General features: G+C 54.7%; 9 protein-coding genes. 7 read left to right on the forward strand and 2 right to left on the reverse strand.

Features of this window, described 5'->3' with window-relative positions:
• Nucleotides 1–24 precede the first annotated feature (24 nt).
• The 3 genes from OXI60_01345 to OXI60_01355 are packed head-to-tail and all read left to right on the forward strand — an operon-like array spanning nt 25 to nt 3,903.
• Nucleotides 25–306 carry a sarcosine oxidase subunit delta gene (locus tag OXI60_01345; GenBank protein MDE0308464.1) on the forward strand — a complete coding sequence of 94 codons (282 nt, stop codon included), beginning with the start codon at nt 25–27 and terminating at the stop codon, nt 304–306.
• Nucleotides 303–3,305, forward strand: a complete 3,003-nt coding sequence (locus tag OXI60_01350; GenBank protein ID MDE0308465.1) for a sarcosine oxidase subunit alpha family protein — start codon at nt 303–305, stop codon at nt 3,303–3,305. The genes OXI60_01345 and OXI60_01350 overlap by 4 nt, the downstream gene beginning before the upstream one ends.
• Nucleotides 3,298–3,903, forward strand: a complete 606-nt coding sequence (locus OXI60_01355) for a hypothetical protein (protein MDE0308466.1) — start codon at nt 3,298–3,300, stop codon at nt 3,901–3,903. The genes OXI60_01350 and OXI60_01355 overlap by 8 nt, the downstream gene beginning before the upstream one ends.
• Here OXI60_01355 and OXI60_01360 read toward each other — a convergent pair.
• A complete protein-coding gene (locus OXI60_01360; protein ID MDE0308467.1) occupies nt 3,891–4,787 on the reverse strand; it encodes a methylenetetrahydrofolate reductase in 897 nt (298 codons plus the stop codon). The two genes, OXI60_01355 and OXI60_01360, sit on opposite strands and share 13 nt — an antisense overlap.
• 110 nt (nt 4,788–4,897) lie before the next feature.
• On the opposite strand from OXI60_01360, the gene OXI60_01365 reads away from it, so the two are divergent.
• From OXI60_01365 to OXI60_01380, 4 genes are all read left to right on the forward strand, one after another.
• Nucleotides 4,898–5,662 (forward strand): methyltransferase domain-containing protein, encoded by a 765-nt coding sequence (locus tag OXI60_01365; GenBank protein MDE0308468.1) that lies wholly within the window; start codon nt 4,898–4,900, stop codon nt 5,660–5,662.
• A 350-nt stretch (nt 5,663–6,012) separates the two neighbouring features.
• Complete coding sequence (locus tag OXI60_01370; GenBank protein ID MDE0308469.1) at nt 6,013–6,975, forward strand: NAD(P)-binding domain-containing protein; 963 nt, start codon at nt 6,013–6,015, stop codon at nt 6,973–6,975.
• Nucleotides 6,976–7,015: 40 nt separating this feature from the next.
• Nucleotides 7,016–8,101: a 3-phosphoserine/phosphohydroxythreonine transaminase gene (gene serC / locus OXI60_01375; GenBank protein MDE0308470.1), complete on the forward strand. Its 1,086-nt coding sequence runs from the start codon at nt 7,016–7,018 to the stop codon at nt 8,099–8,101.
• A gap of 36 nt (nt 8,102–8,137) precedes the next feature.
• Complete coding sequence (locus tag OXI60_01380) at nt 8,138–9,382, forward strand: DUF1015 family protein (GenBank protein MDE0308471.1); 1,245 nt, start codon at nt 8,138–8,140, stop codon at nt 9,380–9,382.
• A gap of 192 nt (nt 9,383–9,574) precedes the next feature.
• Here OXI60_01380 and OXI60_01385 read toward each other — a convergent pair whose 3' ends face one another.
• Entirely contained in the window at nt 9,575–10,417 is an 843-nt protein-coding gene (locus tag OXI60_01385) for a carbon-nitrogen hydrolase family protein (GenBank protein MDE0308472.1), read from the reverse strand.
• Nucleotides 10,418–10,556: the final 139 nt, after the last annotated feature.

Raw genomic sequence — 10,556 nt, forward strand, 5'->3', positions numbered from 1 at the left:
TGGATCGGTGCTGAGGAACTGTACATGCTGTTGATCAGATGTCCATGGTGCGGGCTCAGGGAGCAGGCTGAATTCAGTTGTGGCGGTGAGGCGCACATTGTCCGGCCGTTACAGCCCCAGACGCTGTCCGACCAACAATGGGCTGATTATCTGTTCATGCGCGAGAACACCAAGGGCTGGCAGGCCGAACAGTGGGTTCACAGCGGTGGCTGCCGTCGATGGTTCAATGCCGAAAGAAATACGGTCACTTACAGGTTCGGCGCTTCCTACAAGCCCACCGACCCGAAACCGGAGGCAGCGGATTGACACAGAGATACCGAATTGCCACCGGTGGCCAGATCGATCGGACAAGGCCGGTCAATTTCAGATTCAACGGTACGCAATACACCGGCTACACCGGTGATACGGTTGCTTCGGCACTGCTGGCAAACGGTGTGAGACTGGTCGCTCGAAGCATCAAGTATCACCGGCCGCGGGGGATCATGGGAAGCGGTGCGGAAGAACCCAGTGCACTGCTTCAGATCGAGCGCGGTGCGCGATCCATTCCCAACCACCGCGCCACTCAGACTGAGATCTATGAGGGGATGAAGATCTCGAGTGTGAATTGCTGGCCCAGCGTCTCATTTGATCTGGCATCACTGATGGGATGGTTCTCCCCGATTATTCAAGCGGGTTTTTACTACAAAACCTTCATGTATCCGCGTAAGGGTTGGAAATTCTACGAGAGGATGATCAGTCGCGCGGCCGGTTTCGGCACGGCGGGTAGCGAACCGGATCCGGATCGGTATGACAAGATCAATGCCTGGTGTGATGTATTGGTGGTTGGGGGCGGACCGGCCGGACTGGCCGCGGCGCTTGGCGCCGCCCGCTCGGGCGCGCGTGTCATGATGGTCGATGAGAGTCATCAGTTCGGCGGCGGGTTCCTGCGCGCAGGCTCGCAGGCGCAACTGGAGTGGATCGACAATGCGGTGGGCGAACTGAAGGATTGTCCCGAGGTGCGACTTTTCACACGCACCACAGCGGTCGGCTATTACGATGCCAATTATCTGGTGCTCAATGAACGGGTGACAGACCACCTGGCGAATGCGCCAGTCCATCAGGCCAGGGAGAGAATCTGGCGGGTCCGGGCCGGTCAGGTCATTCTGGCGACCGGCGCGATCGAACGCCCTTTGGTGTTCGGCAACAACGATCTGCCGGGCATCATGCTATCGTCGGCAGTCTCGGAATACATCAATCGTTATGCGGTTGCTCCGGGCGAGAACGCAGTGGTATTCACCAATAACGACAGTGCCTACCACAGCGCCCTGCACATGCTGGACAACGGTGTCGAAATCGGCGCGATCGTTGATTCCCGGGCGGATGTTTCCGGTGCGCTGTTTCAGGAATTGGCGAGACGGGGAGTCAGGCTGGTTGCGGGGTCCGCAGTCACATGTGCCAAAGGCAAAAAAAGCATCACGGGCGTGGAAGTGACGAATATCACCTCTGACGGCAAATTGATGGCGGGCACGACAAGTACGCTTGCCTGTGACCTGCTTGCTGTTTCCGGTGGCTGGAGTCCGGCGGTACATCTTCACGCGCAGTCCGGTGCCAAACCTGTATTTGATGTCGCTCGAGCGTGTTTCATACCCGGCGACTGCGTTCAGGCAGAACAGTCGGTCGGTGCCGCGTGCGGAAATTTTTCCGTTGCAGACTCTGTCAGCGGTGGTTATCAGGCGGGGGCTTCGGCTGCACGCAATGCTGGATATGAGGTTGCTGACTTGCCCCCGGTTCCCGAAGTCTCGGATCGTTATCCCCAGGAGTACTCAATCAGTCCACTGTGGCAGGTACCGACAGGAAAATCCGCACGTCAACCGAAAAGGTTTGTGGATTTTCAGAATGACACGACTGTCAAGGACATCAAGATCGCGCTGCAGGAAGGATACCAGTCCATCGAGCACCTCAAACGATACACCCTGCTGGGATTCGGCACCGACCAGGGCAAGCTCGGAAACATCAATGGCATGGCGATTGTGTCTGAGGAACTCGGACAGGACATGCTCCGCACCGGTACCACGACTTTCAGACCAATGTACACCCCGGTTACGTTCGGTGCGATCGCCGGCAGGGAAATCGGCCCGGATTTTTTTGATCCGGTGCGCAAGACCGCCATGCATGAGTGGCATGTCGACCAGCGTGCGGAATTCGAGAATGTCGGTCAGTGGAAAAGGCCGTGGTACTATCCGAAATCCGGGGAGTCCATGAGTCGGGCGGTCAACCGGGAATGCCTGGCAGTGCGCAAGCAGGTGGGTATCCTCGATGCCTCGACTTTGGGTAAGATCGAGGTCTATGGACCGGATGCGACGGAATTTCTCAATTATGTCTACACCAACGCCTGGTCAAATCTGGCCGTCGGCTCATGCCGATACGGGCTGATGCTCGGCGAGGACGGAATGATCATGGACGATGGCGTGTCAGCCAGACTCGGCGAAAATCATTTCTACATGACAACGACAACCGGCGGTGCGGCATCGGTACTGTTATGGATGGAACGGTGGCGTCAGACCGAATGGCCGTCGATGAAAGTGTATTTCACATCGGTGACAGATCAATGGGCTGTCATTGCGATTGCCGGTCCGAAATCCCGCAGGGTTCTCGAGAAAGTTGCGCCAACGCTGGGTGCATCCAATGCTGAGTTTCCGTTCATGACCTTCCAGGACACCGAGATCGATCGCGTGCCGGCGCGGGTATTCCGTGTCAGTTTCACCGGAGAACTCTCTTATGAAATCAATGTGCCAGGCGATTACGGCCGATATGTGTGGGAGCGCGTCTTCGAGGCCGGAGAGGAATTCGGCATCACGCCCTACGGAACCGAAACCATGCACGTGCTTCGAGCTGAAAAGGGTTTCATCATTGTCGGGCAGGATACCGACGGCTCGATGACTCCGATTGATATGGGTATGAACTGGATCGTCTCGAAGAAAAAGGATTTTCTCGGCAAACGCTCTTTGAGCCGGTCGGACTGTATTCGCGTCGACCGCAAGCAATTTGTCGGATTGCTGACCGACGATGGCGAAAAGGTTTTGCCGGAAGGGGCGCAACTGGTTGAAGCGCCATCCGAAGAGTATCCGATTTCGATGCTCGGTCATGTCACCTCAAGTTATTTCAGCGCGACTTTGGGACGGTCGATCGCGCTGGGGGTGGTCAAGGGCGGACGATCCAGAATGGGCACCCGCATCCACTCCATCCTGATGTCAGGTGAAACCGTCCCCGTGACCATCTGCAGTCCCATTTTTTACGACCGCGAGGGAGACCGGCACAATGTCTGAAAAGTTGGCAATGTGTTCACCGCTGAATACCTTCAATGGTGATGATGCACCTCGCGTAGAGTTGCAGGGTGTGGTGCTGACCGAGTTGCCATTTCTGCGCTATGCAAACGTCCGGTTTCAGTCCGACGACGCCCAGCCGAGTCGGAAATTCCGGCGATTGATGGGTTTTGATGTTCCCCTGGATCCGAATACTTTCATCCTGCATGAGGAGAACTTGTGTGCATGGCTGGGTCCGGATGAATGGTTGGTCATCACGCCACCGCATGTGAGGACATCATTGGATGCGATGCTCAATGAGTTTGTGTCTGATAATGAGTTTTCCACCTGCGTCGACATCAGTGCCTCGCAGACGATTATCCGCGCAGTCGGACCCAAGACAATTGAACTGCTGGGCCGGGGTGTGACTTATGATTTGCACCCGTCAAACTTCAGTCCCGGTTGCTGTGTCCAGACCATGCTTGCGCGCACCGCTGTAACCCTGCTGGCCCAGACTGCTGAAGACCTGACAATCGACATCGTCGTCAGGCGCAGCTTTGCGGACTATCTATGGCGATGGCTGAATGATGCCGGACAGGAGAGTGCGTTTTATCCTGGCTGACGGCTGACTCCGCCGGATTCGAGTATTTGCGGAATTCTGTCCTCCCAGCCGATCGCCATGAGGTGCAATCCTCCTGCGATCGATCTCAGCTCGCTGACAATCCGGCCGGAAATCTCAACGCTGGTGGCGGCGATCCGCTCACGGTCATCTCCTTGCTCTGCGACTTGACTGATCAATGCATCTGGCACAGTGATTCCGGGCACTTTCTCGTTCATGTATCGCGCCATCTTCACAGACTTGATCGGAATGACACCTGCCAGGATCGGCACACCGACATCGCCGATCTTTTCCATGAAAGAGTGGAACTGTTCGGTATCGTATACGGCCTGCGTCTGAAGGAAACAGGCACCGGACTCGATCTTTCGATACATGTTCTCGATTTCAGTGTCCAGATTGGGTGATCCTGGATTGACGACCGCACCAACACAGAATTTCGGTGTTCCGCTCAGGGCATTGCCCATGTAGTCGGTACCCGACTGAATCGCTTTGACCGCATCCAGGAGTTGCGAGGCAAAAAGATCGAAAACCGGTTTGGCGTCGGGGTGGTCGCCCGCTTTGGGAGGGTCACCGCCCATAAACACCAAGTTCGGTATTCCGAGTGCGGCAGCTCCGAGCATACAGGCCTGGATGGCGATCCGATTCTTGTCGCGAGAGGTCATCTGAACAATCGGTTCTATCCCGCGATCAAGTAACAGATGGGCGACTGCCGCGGGGTCCATGGCCATTCTCGCGGCGTGAGATTCTGTCAGATTGAATGCGGTTATGTGATGTTTGAGCATATCCGCTTTGGCAAACAACGCGGTCAGGTCAGTTCCTTTCGGCGGAGTCAGTTCACATGTGATGATGAATTCGTTATTGTCGATTCTCTGTTGCAACTTGCTCATGACTAAACAGGATAATCTCTATCCGGGTTTGAATTCGATTTGATGATCGGAAAAAAATGCCTTTATAGTATAGGTTCGATGCGAATCACTCACGAAATGAATGCAGGCAAATGGCGTACGACGAAAAATTTGTAAGAGGTCTCGAGTGGATGTGGGGCGATGGATTCCTGTCGCCTGGCGGCCGCGAGGAGGTCAGGGAGATTTTACGCGGCACCAGCATCGAGGGCCAGACGGTACTCGATATAGGATGCGGTATCGGTGGCATTGATCGTTTGCTGGTGACCGAACACAAAGCCAGGAAAGTCGTCGCAATCGATGTGATCGAGACGTTGGTCACTCGGGCCCGTCTGGACACAGAAGCTGCGGGCCTGACCGGGCGGATTGAGTATCGACTGGTCGAGCCGGGGCAGCTCGACTTCGACGATGCCGAATTCGATGTCGTGTTCACCAAAGATGCGATCGTTCACATCAAGGACAAGCGTTCAATATACGAAGACATCCGTCGTGTACTCCGCCCCGGTGGTGTTGTGGTCGGTAGTGACTGGCTGGGTGGCGATAAAACCGAACAGTCGGAGCGGGTCCGGGCTTGGCTTGACTTCTCCAAACTGGACTTTCATTTTCACACAGCCGCACAGCTTAAGCGTTTGCTCATGCAAGTCGGTTTCAGTTCTGTGCGCACCCGGGACCGAAATGGTTGGTACGGCGACGCGGTGCGCGTTGAGATCGCCTCAGTCAGCGGTGAGCGCAGATCAGGGTTTGTGGAGAAATTCGGTGAGGAGATGGCGGCCAACCGATTGCAAAGCTCAACCTTGAAGATGAAGGCAGTCGATGCCGGTGAGCTGAGACCGACACATTTCAGTGCGGTACGAACCTGACCATCCTTTTGCTTTTGTTCCGAGCCGGCCTTTGCGCGAGCGCCGCGTCCTGATACCGTTTCAGGATGCCTTGACCGTACCCGACACCAGGGGTTCATCAGTTGAGGCGACGGTTTCAAGTGGAAAAATGGAAGTCCGTCCAAATTTCAATAAGCAATCTGAAGTTGTTTGTATAATCGCGATTTCTGTTTCCCGTCCGGGTACCTGGGCCGGATTTCTGGCGGTTTTTCCTGCGAAATGCGTTGTCAGTGCTTGATCGATTCATTCTGTTTCCAGCAAGCGGGAAGTCATGCTGGGTTAATCGTAAGTTTCTCCCGATGTCGTTTAGATCAAAGATCCAAAGGTATTAGATGAAAATCCTCTTTGCAGACAAGTTCCCGTCCCAGCAACTCGAACAGTTGCAGGGCGATGGTCACCAAACGAGTTTTCAGCCTGACCTGCAGGCAGATGATATTCCTGATGCGATTGCAGGTTTTGAGGTGCTGGTGGTACGCGGTACAAAGGTCGAGAAGCCGGCGCTCAATGCGGCAGATCAGCTGAAGATGGTGATCCGAGCCGGTGCCGGAACCAACACCATTGACAAGGAAGCCGCGAAAGACAAGGGGATTGCGGTGTGCAACGTGCCAGGCAAGAATGCGATTGCGGTCGCTGAGCTTGCGCTGGGTCTGCTGCTGTCGATCGATCGCAGAATCCCGGACAACATAAGGGAACTGAAAGCAGGACTGTGGAACAAAAAAACCTTTTCCAATGCCAGGGGACTGTTTGGACGATCCATTGGTATTGTAGGTGCCGGATCAATCGGTATGGCAGTTGCGCAGCGTGCCAGCGCATTTGGACTGAAAGTCATCATGATCAACAAGCCGGGCCGCTCACCTGAACTGCTGCAACAGATGCAGGCACTCGCGGTACAGACGGTCGACAGCCTCGAGCAACTCGTAACAGAAAGCGACATCGTCAGCATACACGTGCCCGCCGCGCCAGGTACGAAACATCTGGTCAACGAGGAGTTTCTCGGCTGGATGCGCGAAGATGCGGTTTTGCTGAATACGTCCCGCGGCGATGTAGTCGATGAACAGGCGTTGCTTGCGGCCCTGGACAGCAAGGGATTGCGAGCTGGACTGGATGTTTACGCCAACGAACCCGGTGCTTCAAGCGGTGAATTCAACTCGCAGCTGGCGCGACATCCAAATGTCTATGGAACACATCACATCGGTGCGTCCACCGATCAGGCTCAGGATGCGGTGGCGGACGGTGTCATTGAGATTGTCAATGCCTTCTCAAGGGGCGACATCATCAATCAGGTAAACCAGTAAATCTTTGCAACCATATTGAATTGACCACCGGAGGTGAGCTTTGCCGAATCGTGTTTATAACTTTTGTCCCGGACCCTGTACATTGCCATATGAGGTTCTGGAAGAGACCCATTCTGAACTGCTCAACTACCAAGATAGCGGGATGTCTCTCATCGAACACAGCCATCGGGGCAGGCACTACGATGAAGTGCACAATGAAGTGGTTGAGCTTGTCAGCGAATTGTTGCGGGTGCCGGACGACTTCACTGTTCTGCTGATACAGGGCGGGGCGACGCTGCAGTTTGCGATGTCAGCGATGAATCTCCTGGCTCCGGATGACAAGGCGGGCTTTGTGAATTCCGGACACTGGGCAAAACTGGCGATGAAAGATGCCAGTATCTACGGGAATGTATATTCGGCCTGGGATGGCAGCGACGGTAATTTTTCCAGCTCGCCTGGGGCTGACGAGATCGAGCTTGAATCTGATACATCTTACCTGCACGTGACCACCAACGAGACAATCGGCGGGGTGAGACTTTATGACTGGCCGGACCTCGGTGTGCCTCTGGTTGCGGACATGTCGTCAGATTACCTTTCCAGACCCATACCCTGGGATCTGATCAATGTCGCTTACGGTGGCGCGCAGAAGAACATCGGACCGTCCGGAGTCGCCTTGGTCATCGTCAGAAAGTCTGCACTTGAGTACAGACCGCGTGAACTGCCGAGTTATCTGGACTATCGTCGGCATCATGAGAGCGGTTCGCGGTTCAATACACCCAGTGTGTTCGCAATATACGTCGCAGGTAAAGTGCTCCGGTACTACAAGGAACGCGGCGGAGTCGATGAGTTTGCGAAGATCGCCCGGGTCAAGTCGGGCCTGCTGTACGACGCGATTGATGCCAGCAACGGATTCTATGACTGTCCCGTGCAGGGGGAGAGTCGATCCCTGATGAACGTGGTTTTCCGCCTGCCAAGTGAGCAATTGCAGGACAAATTTCTCGAATTGGCAGCGTCAGCCAACCTGGTGAACCTTGAGGGGCACCGAAGTGTCGGAGGACTGCGGGCCAGCATTTACAATTCCATGCCAATGCAAGGCGCTGAGGCATTGGCGAACCTGATGAGTGACTTTTACACCGCCAACTCCTGAGCGATCCCGAGTCTGATTATCGGAACATAGCACGTCATGCCTGTCATTTCCAAATTTGATGGCTATGTGGTCAATCCGGCTCGCGCACGAAGCGTGGTCACCCCGGCATACGATGCGATGCTCCCTTCGGAGCGTCGCGAGTTTGCCGAGAAGTATCCCGACAACTACGTCAATGTGATGCGCACACTGGAAGAGTATCCTGACTCACCGCCGACGCTGAACGAGATACTCGAATACAACAAATATCATTTCAACCTGCTGATGGCGAATGACGTATACGAGAAAACCGCTTCACCGTCCTATTTCCTATACAGACTTCGCGCAGGCGGTCACGAACAGACCGGGCTGATCGCAGATATGCCAGTCAGTGATTTTGTTGAGGGAAAACTCAAGAAACATGAGGATACGCAGATTGAGAAAGAGAATATGCTGGTTCGGTATCAGCAATCAGTCGGCGTCACTTCCAGCCCCATCTGCGTTGCCTATGCTGATACAGATGAGATTTCTGAGGCAAAGCGCGATGTCATGGGCAAGGCGCCGATTCTCGATTTCTCGGCTTGGGACGATGTGGAACAGACGATCTGGCGAGTGGACGACCTGGAAGTCGAGAGGCAGTTGCAGCGCAGCTTCGAGGACATTGAGTACACCTACCTCACTGACGGTCATCATCGGTCCGCGTCGGCAGTGCGTTTCGCCAAGGCCGCAAAACAAAAAGGCGCTAAGGTCAAGGGCTCCAAAGCTGATCAGATGTTTGTGGCGCTTTTTCCGAAAAGTCAGCTGAGAATTTACTCCTATTTCCGCTGCGTCCGTGACCTCAACGGGCTGGAACACACGCAATTCCTAAGTGCCATCGAATCAGCTGGTATCCGTGTCGAACCCCGCGATCTGCAAGACGCTGATCAGCTTCTGCCCAGCAATGCCCGGGAAGTGACAATGATCGTCAATCAGCAGGTTTACAGTCTCCAAATACCTCAGTCGATGGTGCCGCAAGACGACCCGGCGGGATCGCTGGACGTATCAGTCTTGCAGCAGAGGGTACTCTCCCCGATTCTCGGTATACGTGATGCGAGGTCTGACCAGCGCCTCAACTATATCCCGGGCGTTGAGGGAATGGCAGGACTGATTGAGCGTTGCAGGAAAAACTGGCAGGTCGGGTTTGCCTGCGTCGATACTGCGATTCAGGAAGTGATCGATGTCGCGGACGCCGGTCAGGTCATGCCGCCGAAGTCTACCTGGTTTGACCCGAAACTCCGGGCAGGAATTTTTGTTCGATACTGCTGAGACGGAAAGCTGCCGCTCGCGGCATCAGTCGTCATCCACCGTTGAGGGACCCTTCCCCCGGAATCCGAACAATATCACCAAGGTAATCACGATCGGTAGAACGATCAGGGTGTTCAGTACTGTCTCACTCATGTTCTCAATCCATTTTCAGTGTCGATAAGGTCGAATTGCACCAATCCGCTTGGCATGCGTTCAGGAAACTTCCCGAAGGAGGCGCTGAACGGGCTTGCTGTAATCGCGATCATGATCAAGTGCTGGAATCATCTGCCGAGCCTTGCCCACCGCTTCAGTGTCAACTTCTGAAATTATATAGCCTCTTTCCTCTTCGCCATCCTCAAGAATTCTTCCCCAGGGGTCAATGATCAGGGAATGGCCGTAAGTCCTGGCCTTGCCATGATCACCGTATTGGCACGGCGCCACGATATAGACACCGGTTTCGATTGCCCGGCTTCTCAGCATGACATGCCAGTGGGCCTGTCCGGTTGTCCTGGTAAAGGCCGCCGGTACTGAGATCACACCTGCACCCGCATGTGCGAGCGATCTGAAAAGGTGTGGAAATCGAAGATCGTAACACACGGTCAGACCCAGCTTGCACCATGGCAGTTGTGCGGTAACGGCCTTGTCACCGGGTACGAACACATCCGACTCGCGATAGACCTCCCCATTGGGAAGGTTCACATCAAACATGTGGATCTTGTCATAGCGTGAAGCGATCTGTCCGTCCGGGCCGAGCAGGATCGAGCGGTTTCGCTTTTTGCCCGTGTCATCCCAAACTGCGATCGATCCCAACAGAATCCAGATGCCCAGCTCCTCGGAAAGTTCTCGATAAGCTGCAAGTGTCGGATGATCGGCTTCCCGGAAAGGTGCGACATGGAGCCCGGCGGAATCCAGATTCAGAAATGAGAAAAACTCAGGCAGGCATATCAATTGAGCGCCTGCGTCGTACGCTCGACGTGTCAATTCAACGGTGTCAGCGATCGTCGCTTCAAGATCGTCAGTCGCACAATTCTGGATACAGGCAACTTTGAACTTCATCGGTATTACCTCACCAATTCAGCATTTCGGAAATCTGATTTTACAAAATGGGGCATACGGCAATCAATGTTGATGAAATGGGAGGCATTTTCGTTGGAGCGTAATTCCGCTGCTCTGCGTAGCGGATTATCGCATCACT

It is taken from the genome of Acidiferrobacterales bacterium (genome assembly GCA_028820695.1).
GTDB lineage: Bacteria > Pseudomonadota > Gammaproteobacteria > Arenicellales > JAJDZL01 > JAJDZL01.